This window comes from Streptomyces endophyticus (assembly GCF_035798155.1).
Taxonomy (GTDB): domain Bacteria; phylum Actinomycetota; class Actinomycetes; order Streptomycetales; family Streptomycetaceae; genus Streptomyces; species Streptomyces endophyticus.
On record NZ_JAOZYC010000098.1, the window covers coordinates 74,383 to 91,991 of the forward strand.

General features: G+C 70.9%; 18 protein-coding genes and 1 riboswitch. Of the genes, 8 read left to right on the forward strand and 10 right to left on the reverse strand.

Annotated elements, in window-relative coordinates; all coding sequences use genetic code 11:
- Positions 1–12 precede the first annotated feature (12 nt).
- Positions 13–1,257: a metallophosphoesterase gene (locus OKJ99_RS14150; protein WP_326016441.1), complete on the reverse strand. Its 1,245-nt coding sequence runs from the start codon at positions 1,255–1,257 to the stop codon at positions 13–15.
- Positions 1,258–1,269: 12 nt separating this feature from the next.
- The gene (locus OKJ99_RS14155; protein WP_326016443.1) at positions 1,270–1,512 is read right to left on the reverse strand and encodes an SCO4848 family membrane protein; all 243 of its coding nucleotides are present in this window, start codon (positions 1,510–1,512) and stop codon (positions 1,270–1,272) included.
- A gap of 109 nt (positions 1,513–1,621) precedes the next feature.
- Between OKJ99_RS14155 and OKJ99_RS14160 the strand changes: the two genes are divergently transcribed.
- Positions 1,622–2,851: a D-alanyl-D-alanine carboxypeptidase family protein gene (locus OKJ99_RS14160; protein WP_326016444.1), complete on the forward strand. Its 1,230-nt coding sequence runs from the start codon at positions 1,622–1,624 to the stop codon at positions 2,849–2,851.
- Here OKJ99_RS14160 and OKJ99_RS14165 read toward each other — a convergent pair.
- Entirely contained in the window at positions 2,838–3,794 is a 957-nt protein-coding gene (locus OKJ99_RS14165) for a YihY/virulence factor BrkB family protein (RefSeq protein ID WP_326016445.1), read from the reverse strand. The genes OKJ99_RS14160 and OKJ99_RS14165 overlap by 14 nt on opposite strands.
- Before the next feature lie 101 nt (positions 3,795–3,895).
- Between OKJ99_RS14165 and OKJ99_RS14170 the strand changes: the two genes are divergently transcribed.
- Positions 3,896–5,293, forward strand: a complete 1,398-nt coding sequence (locus OKJ99_RS14170; protein WP_326016446.1) for an FAD-binding oxidoreductase — start codon at positions 3,896–3,898, stop codon at positions 5,291–5,293.
- A 37-nt stretch (positions 5,294–5,330) separates the two neighbouring features.
- Positions 5,331–6,086 (forward strand): decaprenylphospho-beta-D-erythro-pentofuranosid-2-ulose 2-reductase, encoded by a 756-nt coding sequence (locus OKJ99_RS14175; RefSeq protein WP_326016447.1) that lies wholly within the window; start codon positions 5,331–5,333, stop codon positions 6,084–6,086.
- A 13-nt stretch (positions 6,087–6,099) separates the two neighbouring features.
- Here the strand turns inward: OKJ99_RS14175 and OKJ99_RS14180 are convergent, their stop codons facing one another.
- On the reverse strand, positions 6,100–6,684 hold the full coding sequence (locus tag OKJ99_RS14180; protein WP_326016448.1) for a 2'-5' RNA ligase family protein: 585 nt from the start codon (positions 6,682–6,684) through the stop codon (positions 6,100–6,102).
- Positions 6,685–6,752: 68 nt separating this feature from the next.
- Entirely contained in the window at positions 6,753–7,769 is a 1,017-nt protein-coding gene (trpS, locus tag OKJ99_RS14185) for a tryptophan--tRNA ligase (RefSeq protein WP_326016449.1), read from the reverse strand.
- A gap of 149 nt (positions 7,770–7,918) precedes the next feature.
- Between trpS and OKJ99_RS14190 the strand changes: the two genes are divergently transcribed.
- Positions 7,919–8,590, forward strand: a complete 672-nt coding sequence (locus OKJ99_RS14190) for a hypothetical protein (protein WP_326016450.1) — start codon at positions 7,919–7,921, stop codon at positions 8,588–8,590.
- 206 nt (positions 8,591–8,796) lie between these two features.
- On the opposite strand, the gene OKJ99_RS14195 is transcribed toward OKJ99_RS14190, so the two are convergent.
- Positions 8,797–10,245: a glycine hydroxymethyltransferase gene (locus OKJ99_RS14195; RefSeq protein ID WP_326016451.1), complete on the reverse strand. Its 1,449-nt coding sequence runs from the start codon at positions 10,243–10,245 to the stop codon at positions 8,797–8,799.
- Positions 10,246–10,292: 47 nt separating this feature from the next.
- Positions 10,293–10,379, reverse strand: a riboswitch (ZMP/ZTP riboswitch).
- A gap of 128 nt (positions 10,380–10,507) precedes the next feature.
- Between OKJ99_RS14195 and rocD the strand changes: the two genes are divergently transcribed.
- A complete protein-coding gene (gene rocD / locus OKJ99_RS14200; RefSeq protein WP_326016507.1) occupies positions 10,508–11,737 on the forward strand; it encodes an ornithine--oxo-acid transaminase in 1,230 nt (409 codons plus the stop codon).
- A 16-nt stretch (positions 11,738–11,753) separates the two neighbouring features.
- On the opposite strand, the gene OKJ99_RS14205 is transcribed toward rocD, so the two are convergent.
- From OKJ99_RS14205 to pdxR, 3 genes are read right to left on the reverse strand one after another with little or no spacing between them, the layout of a single operon-like run.
- Complete coding sequence (locus tag OKJ99_RS14205) at positions 11,754–12,950, reverse strand: glutathionylspermidine synthase family protein (RefSeq protein ID WP_326016452.1); 1,197 nt, start codon at positions 12,948–12,950, stop codon at positions 11,754–11,756.
- 15 nt (positions 12,951–12,965) lie between these two features.
- Positions 12,966–13,307, reverse strand: a complete 342-nt coding sequence (locus OKJ99_RS14210) for a hypothetical protein (RefSeq protein WP_326016453.1) — start codon at positions 13,305–13,307, stop codon at positions 12,966–12,968.
- Between the two features lie 58 nt (positions 13,308–13,365).
- Positions 13,366–14,784: a MocR-like pyridoxine biosynthesis transcription factor PdxR gene (gene pdxR / locus OKJ99_RS14215; protein WP_326016454.1), complete on the reverse strand. Its 1,419-nt coding sequence runs from the start codon at positions 14,782–14,784 to the stop codon at positions 13,366–13,368.
- A gap of 46 nt (positions 14,785–14,830) precedes the next feature.
- Here pdxR and OKJ99_RS14220 point away from each other — a divergent pair, with 46 nt between their 5' ends.
- The 3 genes from OKJ99_RS14220 to OKJ99_RS14230 are packed head-to-tail and all read left to right on the forward strand — an operon-like array spanning position 14,831 to position 16,535.
- Positions 14,831–15,364: a carboxymuconolactone decarboxylase family protein gene (locus OKJ99_RS14220; RefSeq protein WP_326016455.1), complete on the forward strand. Its 534-nt coding sequence runs from the start codon at positions 14,831–14,833 to the stop codon at positions 15,362–15,364.
- Positions 15,361–15,813: a carboxymuconolactone decarboxylase family protein gene (locus tag OKJ99_RS14225; RefSeq protein WP_326016456.1), complete on the forward strand. Its 453-nt coding sequence runs from the start codon at positions 15,361–15,363 to the stop codon at positions 15,811–15,813. Before OKJ99_RS14220 ends, OKJ99_RS14225 begins: the two co-directional genes overlap by 4 nt.
- A complete protein-coding gene (locus tag OKJ99_RS14230; protein WP_326016457.1) occupies positions 15,807–16,535 on the forward strand; it encodes an isocitrate lyase/PEP mutase family protein in 729 nt (242 codons plus the stop codon). The genes OKJ99_RS14225 and OKJ99_RS14230 overlap by 7 nt, the downstream gene beginning before the upstream one ends.
- Before the next feature lie 93 nt (positions 16,536–16,628).
- On the opposite strand, the gene OKJ99_RS14235 is transcribed toward OKJ99_RS14230, so the two are convergent.
- Positions 16,629–17,585 carry an ABC transporter substrate-binding protein gene (locus OKJ99_RS14235; protein ID WP_326016508.1) on the reverse strand — a complete coding sequence of 319 codons (957 nt, stop codon included), beginning with the start codon at positions 17,583–17,585 and terminating at the stop codon, positions 16,629–16,631.
- Positions 17,586–17,609: the final 24 nt, after the last annotated feature.

Here is a 17,609-nt window from a genome sequence, read left to right on the forward strand (position 1 = left end):
CCCGAGCGGGGCTCAGGCCTGCTTGGACGCCAGCTGCACCACGGTGATGTCGGACGGCGCGCCCACCCGCACCGGCGGCCCCCACGCGCCCGCGCCCCGGCTGACGTACAGCTGGGTGTCGCCGTACCGGTCGAGGCCCGCGAGGGTCGGATTGCTCGCGGCCGCGACGAAGTTGCCCGGCCACAGCTGGCCGCCGTGGGTGTGCCCGGAGAGCTGCAGGTCGACGCTGTGCTTCACCGCCTCGTGGATCATCACGGGCTGGTGGGCGAGGAGGACGGAGGCGCGGGAGGTGTCGCGGTCGCCGAGCGCCTTCGCGTAGTCGGGTCCTTCGCCGTAGTTGTCACCGGCGATGTCGTTGACGCCCGCGAGGTCGAAGGCCCCGATGTCGACGCGCGCGTTCTCCAGCGGCCGGAGCCCGAGCTCGCGGACGTGCTCCACCCACGGGTCGGCGCCGGAGAAGTACTCGTGGTTGCCGGTGACGAAGTACGTCCCGTGCCGCGCGCTCAGCCGCGCGAGCGGGGCGACGGCGGGCGCGAGGTCCTCCACGCTCCCGTCGACGAGGTCACCGACGACGGCGATGAGATCGGGCTGCGTCGCGTTGATCGTCTCGACGACCCGCTCGGCGAAGCCCCGCCCGAGCACGGGCCCGAGGTGGATGTCGCTGACCACGGCGATCCTGAACCCGTGGGCCGCGCGCGGCAGTTTGGCCAGCGGCACGGTGACCCGCTTCACCGTCGGCCCGCGCAGCACCCCGTACGCGCCACCGGCCACGACGCCCGCGGCAGCCACGGTCGCGGCGACGCCGACGGTCCGGGCGAGGACGAGACGCCGGGTGGGCGCGGCTGCGCGGCCGATCCCCGGAACCGGCGCCAGCTCCCGCATCTCCGGCACGGGAACGCGCACCAGGGCGCCCTCCGCCGCGCCGGCGGCGGGCGCCCCGCGGTCGAGGAAGCGCCGCAGCAGGGGCCGCACGAGCTCCCCCACCAGCAGCGCGAGCAGCAGGTACAGCGCGAACGCCATCCACAGGAACCCGGGCCAGGCCAGCACCTGTTGCAGCACGAACGGCGCCCCGGCCCGCTCCGCCGCCAGCGCCGCGAACATCAGCACGGGCCCGGCCACGAACACCACGGTGCCGATCCGCCTGGGCCACCCGCCCTTGACGGTCGTCCCGCGCACAAGACGGCGCCATGCGTAGTAGTGCAGGGCCGCGAAGGCCGCGAGAACGGCGGCGGCGATGAGTACGAAGACGACGACCATCTGCCCGGACGCCTATGAGGTCCGACGCAGTGTGCGCACGGAACGCAACCCGATGCCCCCGACAACCGTCCCCAATACGAAGGAGACGACGGCGAGCGTCAGATGCACCCAGAAGTACGCGGTCGGATCCCCGGCGTCGTCGAAGGCGAGGCCGCTGCCGTCCTTGACGAGATTCTTGATGAAAGTGATCCAGATGACCCAGCTCCACACCCCGAAGGCGAGCAGGAACCAGGAAACGGGGCGGCTGAGCTTCATACCCTCAGTATCGCCGCGCGGCCTCGCGCACCGCCGCCGGGGTGGGTCAGGGCGAACACAGGACGCAGCGGTGGAGACTTACGGGGCAGGTACAGGTACCTTCACCAGCGTGCCCGACTCCCACGCCGCGCGACCGACGTCGCACTTGAAGAAGGCCGCGGTGCTGTGCGCCGCCTCCGCCCTGACCCTCGCCGGAGCGCTGCCCGCGGCCGCCGCGGACAAGGACAAGAACGACAAGCCGCCCGCGTCGATGTCCCAGGTGGGCGGCGCCCAGTTGGGGAAGCCGGGGACGCAGGTCAACCTTCAGGGGGGCGCGCCCGTCCTGCCGAAGGACCTGACGGCGAAGTCCTGGCTCGTCGCGGACGCCGAGTCGGGCGAGGTGCTCGCCTCGCACAACGCGCACTGGCAGCTGCCGCCGGCCTCCACGCTGAAGATGCTGTTCGCGGACACCGTGCTGCCGAAGTTCCCGAAGACGACGACGCACAAGGTGGTGCCTTCGGACCTGGCAGGGATGGGCGCCGGGTCGAGCCTCGTGGGCGTCAAGGAGGGCTTCACGTACTCGGTGCACGATCTGTGGCTGGGCGTCTTCCTGCGCTCCGGCAACGACGCGGTGCACGTCCTGTCCGCCATGAACCAGGGCGTCGCGCAGACCGTCAAGGACATGCAGGCGCACGCCGACGAGCTGCAGGCGGGCGACACCCATGTCGTCAGCCCCGACGGTTACGACATGCCGGGGCAGCACTCCTCCGCGTACGACCTGACGCTGTTCGCCCGTTCCGGGCTGCACAAGAAGGACTTCCGGGAGTACGCCGCCACGCCCACCGCCGAGTTCCCCATGAAGCAGAAGAAGGGCAAGACCACCAAGCACTTCGGGATCCAGAACACCAACCGGCTGCTCACCGGCTCCCTGGGCCTGCCCGCGTACAAGGGCATCGCGGGCGTGAAGAACGGCAACACGACGAACGCGGGGTCCACGTTCACCGGAGTCGCCGAGCGCGGAAACCGGGTGCTGCTCGTCACCGTCATGAACCCGAAGGCGAAGGAGAGCCAGGCCGTCTACAAGGAGACCGCGCGGCTCTTCGACTGGGGCTTCCAGGCCGACGGCAAGGTCTCCCCTGTCGGCCATCTCGTCGGCCCGCGGAGCGAGACGCCCGCGGGCGCGGCGTCCCCGAGCTCCGGTGACGCGGGCCCCGCCAAGTCGGCCGCGCACGCCGCGGTCAGCGGCGGCTCCAGCGGCGTCGGGATCGCGCTCGCGATCGTGGGCGGGGTGCTCGTGGTGCTCGCGGGCGCGGTGTTCGTGGTGCGCAAGAAGTGGCCGCTGAGGATCACGAAGGGCTGATCTCCTCCGCGTCTTCGGTCGCCTCCGCCTGTGCCTCCGCTTTCGCCTCTTCCTCCGCTTCTGCTTCCGCCTCCGCTTCTTCCGTCTTGCGCAGGCCCACCCGGCCCGTCGCCGTCCACGCGGCGCAGAACAGCAGCAGTTTCGCGGTGAAGTTGATCCACAGGAGCAGGGCCACGGGCGTGCCGAACGCGCCGTACATGCTCTTGGCCGCCACGTCCTTCATATAGCCGCTGAGCACCAGCTTCAGCAGCTCGAAGCCCGCCGCCCCGATCAGCGCCGCGGTGATCAGGTCGCGGCGGCCCGGCTGCACCCCGGGCAGCAGGGCGAGGACGTAGAGCAGGATCAGGAAGTCCGCGAGGACCGCGATCCCGAAGGCCGCGGCCTGGAGCAGTATTCCGCCCCAGCCCGCCTTGTCGATGCCGATCTGGTCGGCCGTCCAGTCGACCGCCGTGTTCGCGAGGGTGGACGCCACGATCGACACGATGCCCGCGAGACCGAGCCCGACGAGGATCCCCGCATCCTTGAGCTTGCGCATGATCGGGTTCTCGTCGAGGTCGGGCAGCTCCCACACGTCCCGCAGGCACTGCCGCATCGAGCCGACCCAGCCGACGCCCGTGAACAGCAGCAGCGCTCCGGCGATGAGCCCGATCGTGCCCGCGTTGTCGACCAGCGCCCCGATGTCCAACTGCTGGGAGATACCCGGGACCTGGTCGCTGAGCGTCTGCTCCAGCTTCTTCTGCTGGTCCGGGCCCATGGTGCCGGCGGCCACCGCCGCGGCCACGGTGAGCAGCGGAAACAGCGCGAGAAAACTGATGAACGTCATCGCCGCGGCGAGCTGGGACCAGCGCGCCTCGTCGAGCCGCTCGTAGGCGCGCCAGGCGTGCGTCCGCATCAGCCGGGCGAACAGCGGCCCGACGACGGGGAGTTTCTTCAGCCAATCCATGATCCCAGCCTGCCCCCCATCCCCACTTCGATCACCCGTTCCGGTGAGGGCTCGCTAGGTTTACGACAAACTTCGCACCTTCGGGCGATACGGTCACGGTCATGGTTGCCGACCCCGCTACCGACCCTGTACCCACTCTCCCCTCCGTCCCGCACTCCGTACCGGTCAGCGGCTGGGGCCGCACCGCCCCCACCTCGGCCCGCGTGATCCGCCCCCGCTCCTACGAGGACGCGGTCCTCGCGGTCCGGGACTGCGCCGCCACCGGACGCCGCGGCGGCATCGCGCGAGGGCTCGGCCGGGCGTACGGGGACTCGGCGCAGAACGCCGGCGGGGCCGTCCTCGACATGACGGGGCTCGACCGGATCCACGCCATCGACGCCGCGGGCGGCACCGTGCTGTGCGACGCGGGCGTCTCGCTGCACCGCCTGATGGAGGTGCTGCTCCCCCTCGGCTGGTTCGTGCCGGTCACCCCCGGCACCCGCTACGTCACGGTCGGCGGGGCGATCGGCGCCGACATCCACGGCATGAACCACCACGTCCGCGGCTCCTTCGCCCGCCACGTCCCCATGCTCGAACTCCTCACCGCCGACGGCGGAGTACGCGTCGTGGAGCGCGGCAGCGAGCTGTTCGACGCGACGGCGGGCGGCATGGGCCTGACCGGGATCATCCTCACGGCGACCGTCCAACTCCAGCGCGTGGAGACGTCGCTGATGTCGGTCGACACCGAACGGGCCACCGACTTCGACGACTTGCTGGCCCGGCTCACCGCCACGGACCAGCACCGCTACTCCGTCGCCTGGGTCGACCTGCTCGCACGCGGCGCCGCGACGGGCCGCGGAGTCCTCACGCGCGGCGAGCACGCACCGCTCGACGCACTGCCCGCACGCGCCCGCAGGACCCCGCTGGAGTTCCGCCCCACCCGCCTCCCCGCGGCTCCGGACCTCCTCCCCGAAGGCCTGCTCAGCAGCACCAGCGTCGGCCTGTTCAACGAGCTCCGCTACCGCAAGACGCCCAGGGCCCGCACCGGCGAACTGCGCAAGCTCTCCGCGTTCTTCCACCCGCTCGACGGCGTCCCGCACTGGAACCGCGTCTACGGCCGCGGCGGCTTCGTGCAGTACCAGTTCGCCCTCGGGCACGGCTCCGATGCGGCGCTGCGCCGCATCGTGCACCGCATCGCCGAGCGCCGCTGCCCGTCCCTCCTCGCCACCCTCAAGCGCTTCGGCGAAGGAGACCCGGGCTGGCTGTCGTTCCCGGTGCCGGGCTGGACCCTCGCCCTCGACATCCCCGCGAACCTGCCCGAACTGGGCTCGTTCCTCGACGAGTTGGACGAGGAGGTGGCCGCCGCGGGCGGGCGCGTCCACCTCGCCAAGGACTCCCGGCTGCGGCCCGAACTGCTCACCGCCATGTACCCGCGCCTCGACGACTTCCGCTCACTGCGGGCGCGCTGGGACCCGCAGCGGGTGTTCCGCTCGGACCTGTCACGGCGCCTCGACCTGTGACCCGCCGCACGCCCGACTCTCCTCCCAGGAGCCCCCGTTGAAAGACGCCTTCGGCACCCCCCAGTCCCTGCTCGTCCTCGGCGGCACCTCCGAGATCGCGCTGGCGACCGCCCGCCGCCTCGTCGCCCGGCGCACCCGCACCGTGTGGCTGGCGGGCCGCCCGTCCCCCGCGCTCGACGAGGCCGCCGCCGGGCTGCGCGCCCTGGGCGCCGACACCCGTACGGTCCCCTTCGACGCGCTGGACCCCGGCGCGCACGCGGAGACGCTCGGCAAACTCTTCACCGAGGGCGACATCGACATGGTGCTGCTCGCGTTCGGCATCCTCGGCGACCAGGCCCGCGACGAGGACGACCCGATGTCGGCGGTCCGCGTCGCCCAGACCAACTACACGGGCGCCGTCTCCGCGAGCCTCGTCTGCGCGCGGGCCCTGCAGTCCCAGGGCCACGGCTCGCTCGTCGTCCTGTCGTCGGCGGCGGGCGAGCGGGCCCGCCGCGCCGACTTCATCTACGGCTCCAGCAAGGCGGGCCTCGACGCGTTCACGCAGGGGCTCGGGGACGCGCTGCACGGGACGGGCGTGCACGTCATGATCGTCCGCCCCGGCTTCGTACGGTCGAAGATGACGGCCGGGCTCGCCGAGGCCCCCATGGCCACGACGCCCGGCGCGGTGGCACAGGCCATCGAGACCGGGCTTCGGCGCAGGTCGGAGACGGTGTGGGTGCCGGGAACGCTGCGCGTGGTGATGTCGGCGCTGCGGCATGTGCCACGGCCGGTGTTCCGGCGCCTGCCGGTCTGATCCCTACGCAGGGTCAGCGCGCGGGCAGCCGGGGACCGCGGGTCGTGCGGCCCGAGGTCTGCGCGGGCAGCGACGACGTGCCGAAGGCGAAGTCCCGAAGCTTGCGCCACACCCCGTCGGCGCCCTGCTCGTAGAGCGCGAACCCGGTGCACGCCCAGGCCGCCTCGTACTCGGCGAGCTCCGCGTAGGCGCGGTCCATCAGGTCCTCGTCGATGCCGTGCGCCACGGTCACGTGCGGGTGGTACGGGAACTGCAACTCGCGGGAGACCGGGCCCGACGCGTCCCGCACCTGCTTCTGAAGCCAGGTGCAGGCCTCGGCGCCCTCGACGACCTGCACGAACACGACGGGTGACAGCGGCCGGAACGTGCCCGTGCCTGACAGTCTCATCGCGAACGGGCGGCCACCGGAGGCGACTTCCTCCAGGTGCGCCTCGATCGCCGTGAGGTCGGTGCCGGCCACCTCGGTCGGCGGGAGCAGGGTGATGTGCGTGGGAATGCCGTGCGCCGCGGCGTCGCCGAAGCCCGCGCGCCGCTCCTGGAGCAGGCTGCCGTGAGGCTCCGGGACCGCGATCGAGACACCGATCGTTACGGTCCCCACGTCATACTCCTGTCGTCGTGTCGCGGGCGGGTGGCATCGCGTACGTACGGAACGCTTCCGTGCTCGGCTCAGTGCTTGGCGGGCAGGAAGCCGACCTTGTCGTAGGCCTGGGAAAGGGTCTCGGCGGCGACGGTCCGCGCCTTCTCCGCGCCCTTGGCCAGGATCGAGTCAAGCGTCTCCGGGTCGTCCAGATATTCCTGGGTGCGGGTCCGGAACGGTGTCACGAAGTCCACCATGACCTCGGCCAGGTCCGTCTTCAGCGCACCGTACATCTTGCCCTCGTACTTCTTCTCCAGTTCCGGGATACCGGCACCGGTGAGGGTGGAGTAGATGGTGAGCAGGTTGCTGACGCCCGGCTTGTTCTCCGCGTCGAAGCGGATCACGGTGTCGGTGTCGGTGACGGCGCTCTTGACCTTCTTGGCGGTCGCCTTGGGCTCGTCGAGCAGGTTGATGAGGCCCTTCGGCGTCGACGCCGACTTGCTCATCTTGATCGACGGGTCCTGAAGGTCGTAGATCTTCGCCGTCTCCTTGAGGATGTACGGCGCCGGGAGCGTGAACGTGTCGCCGAAGCGGCCGTTGAAACGCGTGGCGAGGTCGCGGGTCAGCTCGATGTGCTGCCGCTGGTCCTCACCGACCGGAACCTGGTCGGCCTGGTACAGCAGAATGTCGGCGACCTGCAGCACCGGATACGTGAACAGCCCCACACTCGCCCGGTCGGCACCCTGCTTCGCGGACTTGTCCTTGAACTGCGTCATGCGGCTCGCCTCGCCGAAGCCGGTGAGGCAGTTCATGACCCAGGCCAGCTGCGCGTGCTCGGGGACGTGGCTCTGCACGAACAGCGTGCAGCGCTCCGGGTCGAGCCCCGCGGCGAGCAGCTGCGCGGCGGCGAGCCGGGTATTGGCCCGCAGCTCCTTCGGGTCCTGCGGAACGGTGATCGCATGCAGGTCCACGACCATGTAGAAGGCGTCGTGGGACTCCTGCAGCGCCACCCACTGGCGGACCGCGCCGAGGTAGTTGCCGAGGTGGAACGAGCCGGCGGTGGGCTGGATACCGGAGAGCACACGAGGGCGAACATCAGAGGCCATGTGCCTCATTGTCTCAGGTGCGCCACACAGCTCCGCAGCGGCCAAAGGTCCTTTACGGGGACCTGGGTGCGACCTGGTCGTTGTCAGTGGGCGCCGGTAGCTTGGCGATGTGGCGGGAGTCACGTGGGGGCGCGTCGACGGGGGTGGCGATGCAGTACGTACGAGGGCCTGTCCGGGGCGTGCTCGTGGTGGTGGCGCTGCTGATGGCTCTGCTGATGGCGGGGGCACCGCTCGCGCACGCGCGGCCGACGCATCCCGGCTCCGGGATGGATGTGCCGGATCTGGCGGTGGTGATCGCGCCCGGCGCCGCGGCGGGCCCTTCGGTGGCCTTGCACGACGAGGACCGGAACTTCGCCCGCCTGGAGCGCCTGACCACAGGGTTCGACACGGTGACCGAGCGGGTGCCGCAGGCCTGGCAGGAGGGACACTTCCCGCCCGTGGTGGCCACGGTCGTGTGGGGCCTGACCGGCGTGGCGGGCTGGCCCCAGACCCACCGGGCACCCGGCACCGACACGGCCATCGAGCGTCAGGACCAGCTGATCGTCGCGAAGGACGGCACGCCGTGGATCCGCACGGACCCGATGGTCGACGTGAACGACGACGACCTCCGCTGGCACCACGCCTCCCCCACCCTCGTCGACCAGCTGACGCGGGCGGGCGTGTTCCCCACGACCGAACCGGCCGACCGGAACCCGATCTGGTGGGCCCTGGCCGGCCTGGCCGTGGGCCTTGCCGCGTCGGCGCTGGTGTGGCGCATACGCGTCCGCCCCCGAATCCCACGGGAACCACGGGGGCCACGCCAACAACTGGTCGACCTATAAGCCCCTCCGGGGCCGGTGCCTGCCGTCATGAGCACGCGGCACCGGGGCGCCGCCTTGCCCACCCTGCCGCCCAAGGCGGGTGACGGCCACCCGCATGCCCCGGCGGCGGGTGAGCCAATTTAAGCCCCTGCGGCGTTGGAGCAGCGGGGTCCGGGGCGGAGCCCCGTGGCGTGAGGACGGTCACCCGCCCCACGCCACGGAGGGGCTCAGCCCAGGTCGATCTGCCCGTACAACGGGAACCCGGCCAACAGATCCGTGGCCCGGTGGGACACCTCGTCCGCGACCTTCGGCTCCAGCACGTGACTCGCCTTCGACACCGCCCCGGACTTCGTGGTCCCCGGCTCGGAGGCCGTCAGCACGCGGTCCATGAGCGCCGCGATCTCGTCCATCTCACCGGTCCCGAGCCCACGCGTGGTCAGCGCGGGCGTACCGATCCGGATCCCGGAGGTGTACCACGCACCGTTCGGGTCCGCGGGGATCGCGTTGCGGTTGGTGACGATGCCCGAGTCGAGCAGCGCCGTCTCGGCCTGGCGGCCCGTGAGGCCGTAGGAGGAGGCCACATCGATGAGGTTGAGGTGGTTGTCGGTACCGCCCGTGACCAGGGTCGCGCCGCGCCGCGTCAGCCCCTCGGCCAGCGCCCGCGCGTTGTCCACGATGCGCTGCGCGTAGTCCTGGAACGCGGGCTGCCGCGCCTCGGCGAGGGCGACCGCCTTCGCGGCCATGACGTGCGGCAGCGGCCCGCCGAGCACCATCGGGCAGCCCCGGTCGACCTGGTCCTTCAGCGAGTCGTCGCACAGCACCATGCCGCCGCGCGGCCCGCGCAGCGACTTGTGCGTGGTCGTGGTGACGATCTGCGCGTGCGGCACCGGGTCGAAGTCACCGGTCAGCACCTTGCCGGCGACCAGGCCCGCGAAGTGCGCCATGTCGACCATGAGCGTCGCCCCGACCTCGTCGGCGATCTCGCGCATGATCCGGAAGTTCACGAGCCGCGGGTACGCGGAGTAGCCGGCGACGATGATCATCGGCTTGAACTCGCGGGCCTGCGCACGCAGCGCCTCGTAGTCGATGAGGCCGGTGGCGGGGTCGGTGCCGTAGGAGCGCTGGTCGAAGAGCTTTCCTGAGACGTTCGGCCGGAAGCCGTGGGTGAGGTGCCCGCCCGCGTCCAGGGACATGCCGAGCATGCGCTGGTCCCCCAGGGACCGCCTCAACACGGACCAGTCAGCGTCCGTCAGGTCATTGACATTGCGCACACCCGCCTTTTCCAGAGCAGGCGTCTCCACACGTGCTGCCAGAACAGCCCAGAAGGCGACCAGGTTCGCGTCGATCCCGGAGTGCGGCTGGACGTACGCGTGCCGGGCGCCGAACAGCTCACGGGCGTGCTCGGCGGCGATCGACTCGACGGTGTCGACGTTGCGGCAGCCGGCGTAGAAGCGGCGGCCGATGGTGCCCTCGGCGTACTTGTCGCTGAACCAGTTGCCCATGGTCAGCAGCGTCGCCGGGGACGCGTAGTTCTCCGAGGCGATCAGCTTGAGCATCTCGCGCTGGTCGGTGAGCTCCTGGCCGATGGCGTCGGCGACGCGCGGCTCCACGGCGCGCACGACGTCGAGGGCAGCGCGGTACGCGGTGGATTCGGGAGTGAGCGGGGATTCGGTCATGGGGGCAGCCTCCGGACACGGTCGATACGTGATCACACGGTCGGTTCGCGGTCGGCCCAGGCGCACGGCACACACTGCTCGGGCCGCTCCCTGATGGTCGATCCCATCCCAGCGCGCCAGTCACGGCCCTGCCCTCACAGTACCGGGCGCGTCGCCCGGCGAGGTTTCCACGTCCACATCGCGAGCGACGATAGGAAGGGGCCACAAGCCCGTCCCACACCCAGTGCCATGAGCCGCGACGAACGGAGATCCCGTGACTTCTGTGACTCCATCCACCACCTCCGCAGGACACGCCACGCAGGACTTGATCACTGCCTCCGACGCGCACGGCGCGCACAACTACCACCCGCTTCCCGTGGTCGTCGCCACCGCCGAGGGCGCGTGGATGACGGACGTCGAGGGGCGGCGCTACCTCGACATGCTCGCCGGGTACTCGGCGCTCAACTTCGGGCACGGCAACCGTCGCCTGATCGAGGCCGCGAAGGCGCAGCTGGAGCGGGTGACGCTGACCTCGCGGGCCTTTCACCACGACCGGTTCGCCGCGTTCTGCGCGGAGCTCGCCGAGCTGTGCGGCATGGAGATGGTGCTGCCGATGAACACGGGGGCGGAGGCCGTCGAGACAGCCGTGAAGACCGCCCGGAAGTGGGGCTACCGGGTCAAGGGCGTGCCGGACGGGCGGGCCCGGATCGTGGTCGCGAGCGACAACTTCCACGGCCGGACGACGACCATCGTCAGCTTCTCCACCGACCAGGAGGCGCGCGCCGACTTCGGTCCGTACACGCCGGGCTTCGACATCGTCCCGTACGGGGATCTGGACGCGCTGCGCGCCGCCGTCACGGACGACACGGTGGCGGTGCTGCTCGAACCGATCCAGGGCGAGGCGGGCGTGCTCGTCCCGCCGCCCGGCTATCTCCCGGGCGTACGGGAGCTGACGCGCGAGCGGAACGTGCTGTTCATCGCCGACGAGATCCAGTCGGGCCTCGGGCGGACCGGCCGCACCTTCGCGTGCGAGCACGAGGGCGTGGTGCCGGACGTGTACGTGCTGGGCAAGGCGCTCGGCGGCGGGGTCGTGCCGGTGTCGGCGGTGGTGTCGCGCAAGGACGTGCTCGGGGTGTTCCGGCCGGGCGAGCACGGGTCGACGTTCGGCGGGAACCCGCTCGCCTGCGCCGTGGCCCTTGAGGTGATCGCGATGCTGCGTACCGGGGAGTTCCAGGAGCGGGCCACCGAACTCGGCGAGCATCTGCACGCCGAGCTGGGCCTGTTGACGGGGACGGGGAAGGTCACCGGGGTGCGCGGGCGCGGCCTGTGGGCGGGCGTCGACATCGACCCGTCGTACGGGACGGGCCGGGAGATCTCGGAGAAGCTGATGGACCGCGGGGTCCTGGTGAAGGACACCCACGGGTCCACCATCCGGATCGCCCCGCCGCTGGTGATCGGCAAGGACGATCTGGACTGGGGCCTCGATCAGCTCCGGGCGGTGCTGGGCGCGTAAGCGTCTTCCGTGCGGCTCACAGGATGACGTGGGGCAGGAAGCGGGCGTACTCGTCCGTGATGAGCCCCGCCGATTCCCGGATTCCGAGCCCGGCCGCCTCGTCCTCGACCACCCACGCGCCGAGGACGACGCGGTTGCCGTCGAAGTCGGGCAGCTCGCTCAACTGCTGGTAGCAGCACGGCTCTTCGGGTGCGGCGGGCGGCGCCGTGCCCGGCTCGTGGATCGTGACGCCCGCGCCTTCGCGGCCGAGCAGCGGCTTCGACACGTAGCCGGGGCCGGTCGTGTCGGTCGCGAGTTCGCGGGGTCCGTCGAGGTAGGCGGGCAGCAGGTTCGGGTGGTCCGGGTACAGCTCCCACAACACAGCGAGCAGCGCCTTGTTGCTGAGCAGCATCTTCCAGGCGGGCTCGATCCACATCGTCGTACCCGTACCGCCGCCGTTGTCGAGGCCGCCCAGGACGTGCGGGGCGAACGCGTCGGAGGTCAGCCACTCCCACGGGTAGAGCTTGAAGCAGCTGCGGATGTACCGGAGTTGGTTGTCGACGAAGCGCTCGGAGAGGCTGTCCCAGCCGATCTCCTCCATGGAGATCCAGTCGGTGTCCAGGCCCGCCTGTTCGGCGGTCTCCTTCAGGTAGCCGACGGTCATCAGGTCCTCGCCGAGTTCGTCGGCCGAGGAGTGCGCGAAGTAGAGCGGGCTGCCGGGTGGCAGCAGGGCGGCCTGCTTCTTCCAGGCGTCGATGAGCCGCTCGTGGAGCGAGTTCCACTGGTCGGCGCCGGGGAACCGCTCCTCCATCCAGAACCACTGGGGGCTCGCGGCCTCGACCAGTGAGGTGGGGGTGTCGGCGTTGTACTCAAGGAGCTTCGCGGGGCCTGTGCCGTCGTACCGCAGGTCGAACCGGCCGTATATGGAAGGGAGTTCGGTGCGCCGTTCCCAGGCCTCGGCGACCGCCGCGGCGACGCGCGGGTCGGTGATCCCGAGGTCGGCGAAGCGGTCGTTACGGACGATGTGCTCGGCCGCGGCGAGGCACATGCGGTGCAGTTCCTCGACGACCTCTTCGAGCGCCTCGACCTCGGGGAGGGAGAACTCGTAGTAGGCGCTCTCGTCCCAGTAGGGGCGCAGGGAGTCGTCGGGGTAGCGGGTGAGCGGGTAGATGAGCCCCTGCTCCTCGACGACTCGCTGCCAGTCGGGGCGCGGGGTGATGGTGTGTCGCTTCATCAGTGTCTCCGGGGCTCAGCCGCCGGAGCTTCCGCCCTTGCCGCCGCTGCCGAAGCCGCCGCGCGTGACGCCGCCGCCCGAGGACTTGGTGAAGGAGCCGCTGCCGACGCGGCTGCCCTTCTTCTTGCCGCCGTAGTACCAGCCGCCGTTGACCGAGGACTTGGTCGACGAGGACTTGCAGTACTTGTCGGAGACGACCTTGTAGCCCTTGCCGGCGTTGTAGCTGTTGCGGTCGATGCACCGCTTGTCGACATCGGAGTCCGAGGAGCAGGCGGTGAGCGCGGCGGCCAGCAGGCCCACGCCGCCGAGCGCGACGGTGCCTGAGCGCAGCCGTCGTTGGGTGGTGTTGTCCGTCATGAAGTTCTCCCCCGTTGCGTGCATGCGTGTACGTGCGTGTACGTGTGTGTGGCCCGCCCTAGGGCAGGACCCGGCACAGCGTATCCAACGCGCCCGGCCAGGCGTGGTCGGGCGGGGTGCCGTAGCCGACGACCAGGGCGTCCATGGGGTCTGTCGGCTCGGGCGCGTCCGCGTGCCGGAATTCGGCGAGGCCCGAGATGCCGAGGCGCTGCCAGGCGGCGGCCTGCACGACCGACCGCTCGGTGCCGGGCGGGAGTTGGAGCACGGCGTGCAGCCCGGCGGCGATACCGGTGGCGCGCACGGCCGGGGCGCGCTCGGCGAGGGCGGCGACGAGCTGGTCGCGGCGGCGCCGGTAGCGCAGGCGCGCGGCGCGCACATGACGGTCGTACGCGCCGGATTCCAGGAACTCGGCGAGGGTGAGCTGGTCGAGGACGCCGCAGGACCAGTCGGTGTGCCCCTTGGCCGCGACGACCTCGTCGACGAGCGGCGCGGGCAGCACCATCCAGCCGAGCCGCAGACCGGGGGCGAGGGACTTGCTGGCGGTGCCGAGGTAGACGACGCGGTCCGGGTCGAGGCCCTGGAGGGCGCCGACGGGCTGGCGGTCGTAGCGGAACTCGCCGTCGTAGTCGTCCTCCAGGATCAGCCCGCCGGTGCGGCGCGCCCAGTCGACGGCGGCGGCGCGACGGCGCGCGTGCAGGGCGACACCGAGAGGGAACTGATGAGCGGGAGTCAGCAGAGCAGCACCTTCGCCACTCAACTCCCGTACATCCGCGCCCAGTTCATCGAACGGCAGCGGCCGGGTCCGCAGTCCGGGCCGGGTCAGATAGTCCCAATGAAGATCGAGCCCGTACGACTCCACGGCGATGTCGCGCACACCGCGCCGGTGCAGCACCTCGCCGAGCAGGATCATGCCCTGCACGAACCCGGCGCAGACGACGATCCGCTCCGGCGAGGCCTGTACGCCGCGGGCGCGGGCGAGGTAGCCGGCGAGGGCGCCGCGCAGTTCGGGGCGGCCGCGCGGGTCGCCGTAGCCGAGGGCCTCGTTCGGGGCGGCGGTCAGGGCGCGGCGGGCGGCCTTGAGCCATTCGGCGCGGGGGAAGGAGGCGAGGTCGGGGCGGCCGGGCATGAGGTCGTAGCGGTGTCCGCCGAAGGGGACGCGGTTCGTGGCGCGGGCCGGGGTGGGCGCCCGGCCCGGCCGCTCGGCCACCCGGGTGCCGGAGCCCTGCCGGGCGGTGAGCCAGCCCTCGGCGACGAGGTCGGCGTAGGCGTCGGCGACGGTGTTGCGGGCGAGGCCGAGGTCGGCGGCGAGGGTGCGGGAGGCGGGCAGCCGGGTGCCGGGGGCGAGCCGCCCGCCGCGCACGGCCTCACGGAGCGCGTCGGTCAGCCCGCGGCGTACGCCCCCGGAGAGAGCGGGGTCGAGGTGCAGATCGATGCCCAGCGCCCGCCCGGACGCCGAATTGGCCCAAGATTCTTCCACGTAAATGGACCATACTCCTGGGCTACTTCCCTCGTAGGCTCACACCATGACGAACAACGAGAACAGCACCAGGAACAGCACCGAGAACAGCACCGGCACCGCCCCCTACATGCACGAGCACACCCCCCGCCTCGACTGGTCCCGCCAGGCCCCCGAGGTCTTCAAGGCGATGATCAAGCTGGACGCGGCCGCCCGCGCGGGCGTCGACCCCAAGATCGCCGAACTGGTCAAGGTCCGCGCCTCGCAGATCAACCGCTGCGCGCTCTGCCTCGACATGCACACGAAGGACGCCCTCGCGGCGGGCGAGAGCGTGGAGCGGATCATCCAGCTCAGCGCGTGGGAGGAGTCGAAGCACTTCTACACGGAGAAGGAGGTCGCGGCCCTCGAACTGACCGAGGCGATCACCGTCCTCACCGACGGCTTCGTCTCCGACGAGGTCTACGAGAAGGCCGCGAAGGCCTTCGACGAAAAGGAACTGGCCCAGCTCATCGCCGCGATCACGGTCATCAACGCCTGGAACCGGTTCGGCGTCTCGACCCGCCAGTCGCCGGGCCACTACACACCGGGCGACCACAAGTGACCGCTCGTACGCGGCAGTTGGACGCCGGGGTCCGGACGGCGATGCAGGCGCTCAGCGCCGCCGCCAAGAAGGGCCTCGGCGACCCGGTCCTCACCGAACTGGTGGCGATCCGGGCCTCGCAGCTCAACCAGTGCGCGTTCTGCCTGGACATGCACGTGGACATCGCGGTGCGCAAGAACGGCGAGAGCCCGAAACGCATCGCGCTCCTGAACTCATGGCGCGAGGCCGACGACACCTTCAACGACCGGGAAAAGGCTGCACTCGCCCTCACGGAGGCCATTACGCTCCTGACGACGGCGGACTACGTCCCGAACGAGACGTACGACGAGGCGGCCAAGCACTTCACGGAGCCCGAACTCGCCCACCTCATCGCCTCGATCGTGGTAATCAACAACTGGAACCGGCTGATGGTGAGCCGGCGCATCGAACCAGGAGGCCCCGCATGGTGAGTCCGAGCGCTGCCGATACGTTCCGCGCCCTGCACCACGACCGCTCCCCCGGCGACGCGCTCGTCCTCCCGGGCCCGTGGGACGCGGCGAGCGCCCGCGTCTTCGAGGAGGCCGGCTTCCCGGCCCTCGCGACGCCGAGCGCGGGGGTCGCGGCGTCGCTCGGCTACGAGGACGGGCAGACCCCGGCGGACGAGATGTTCGCGGCGGTCCGCCGGATCGTGCGCGCGGTGTCGGTGCCGGTGTCGGCGGACATCGAGGGCGGCTACGGGCTCGCGCCGAAGGAACTGGTGGAACGCCTCCTGGAAACCGGCGCGGTGGGCTGCAACCTGGAGGACTCGGGCCCCGACGGCACCCTCAACGACCCGCGCGCACAAGCGGACTGGCTGGCCGAGGTGCGGGCGGCGGCCGGTGACCGGGTGGTCCTGAACGCCCGCGTCGACACGTTCATCCGCGGCGCCGCGGACCCGATCGCCGAGGCGCTGGACCGCGCCCGCCTGTACGTCGCCGCGGGCGCCGACTGCGTCTACCCGATCGGCGCCCCGGCGGACGCCGTCCCGGCCCTGCGCTCCGGAATCGAGGGCCCGATCAACGTGGGCGCACCTCCCGGCGGCCCGTCGCTCCGCGAGTGGGGCGAACTGGGCGCGACCCGCATCACGTTCGGCCCGGGGTTGCAGCGGAGGGCGATGGGGGCGGTGCGGGAGATCGCGGAGGGGTTGCGGTAGGCAGGTGACGCGCGGGGACTGTGACGGCTATCCACGACTCCGTCGTAGCTAGCCGTCACAGTCCCGACTGGGTCCCGACTGGGTTCCGACTGGCTACTTCTTCGGGAGCCAGGACTTCCACGTGGACTCGTGCGTCTCGACCCACTTCTTGGCGGCCGCTTCCGGCTTGAGCTTCTTGTCGGCGATCAGGAGCGAGACCTCGTTCTGGTCGCTCGTCGTCCACTTGAAGTTCTTCAGGAGCTGCGCCGCCTCGCCGCCGTGCTTGGCGAAGTCCGTGTTGAGGTACTTCTGGAGCGGCGTCGTCGGATAGGCGCAGGTGATCTTCTTCGGGTCGGCGTCGCAGCCCTCCTTGTACTTGGGCAGCTTCACCTCCGTCATCGGCACCTGCTTCGTGAGCCACTGCGGGGTGTACCAGTAGGAGAGGAAGGGCTTCTTCTGCTTGGCGAACTGCTTCATCTGCGTGATCTGGGCGGCCTCGGAGCCGGCGAAGACGACCTGGTAGTCCAGGTTCAGGTTCTTCACCAGCGCCTTGTCGTTCGTGACGTACGACGGGGAGCCGTCGAGGAGTTGGCCCTTGCCGCCGCTCTCCGCCGTCTTGAACTGGTCCGCGTACTTGTCGAGGTTCTTCCAGTTGGTGATGTCGGGGTGCTTCTTCGCGAAGTACGTCGGGACGAACCAGCCGATGTGGCCGGTGACGCCGAGGTCACCGCCGGGCTGGATCAGCTTCTTGTCCTTGACGTAGCGCTGCACCTGGTCGGGGTGGCCCCAGTCCTCCAGGATCGCGTCGACGCGGCCCTGGCTGAGGGCGTCCCACGCGGGGACCTCGTCGACCTGCACGGTGTCGACGCGGTAGCCGAGTTCGTGCTCCAGGAGGTACTGGGCCACGGCGACATTTGCCTGGGCGCCCACCCACGACTGGACCGAGAGGGTCACCGTCTTGGCGCCCTGCGCGTTGGCGAACGGGGAGGACTGTTTCGTCATGTCGGCCGCCCCGCAGCCGGTGGCCGCGAGGAGCACCCCGGCGCCGACGACCGCCTTGAGCGGCGTCATGCGTGCGCTGATGCGCGTACGGAT

Coding starts and splice junctions, on each gene's coding strand:
- OKJ99_RS14230 (WP_326016457.1), top strand. CDS start 15,807: ATGGTGAGTCCGAGCGCTGCCGATACGTTCCGCGCCCTGCACCACGAC.
- OKJ99_RS14220 (WP_326016455.1), top strand. CDS start 14,831: ATGACGAACAACGAGAACAGCACCAGGAACAGCACCGAGAACAGCACC.
- OKJ99_RS14190 (WP_326016450.1), top strand. CDS start 7,919: ATGCAGTACGTACGAGGGCCTGTCCGGGGCGTGCTCGTGGTGGTGGCG.
- OKJ99_RS14155 (WP_326016443.1), bottom strand. CDS start 1,512: ATGAAGCTCAGCCGCCCCGTTTCCTGGTTCCTGCTCGCCTTCGGGGTG.
- OKJ99_RS14195 (WP_326016451.1), bottom strand. CDS start 10,245: ATGACCGAATCCCCGCTCACTCCCGAATCCACCGCGTACCGCGCTGCC.
- trpS (WP_326016449.1), bottom strand. CDS start 7,769: ATGGCCTCTGATGTTCGCCCTCGTGTGCTCTCCGGTATCCAGCCCACC.
- OKJ99_RS14205 (WP_326016452.1), bottom strand. CDS start 12,950: ATGAAGCGACACACCATCACCCCGCGCCCCGACTGGCAGCGAGTCGTC.
- OKJ99_RS14170 (WP_326016446.1), top strand. CDS start 3,896: ATGGTTGCCGACCCCGCTACCGACCCTGTACCCACTCTCCCCTCCGTC.
- OKJ99_RS14235 (WP_326016508.1), bottom strand. CDS start 17,585: ATGACGCCGCTCAAGGCGGTCGTCGGCGCCGGGGTGCTCCTCGCGGCC.
- OKJ99_RS14150 (WP_326016441.1), bottom strand. CDS start 1,257: ATGGTCGTCGTCTTCGTACTCATCGCCGCCGCCGTTCTCGCGGCCTTC.
- OKJ99_RS14210 (WP_326016453.1), bottom strand. CDS start 13,307: ATGACGGACAACACCACCCAACGACGGCTGCGCTCAGGCACCGTCGCG.
- OKJ99_RS14165 (WP_326016445.1), bottom strand. CDS start 3,794: ATGGATTGGCTGAAGAAACTCCCCGTCGTCGGGCCGCTGTTCGCCCGG.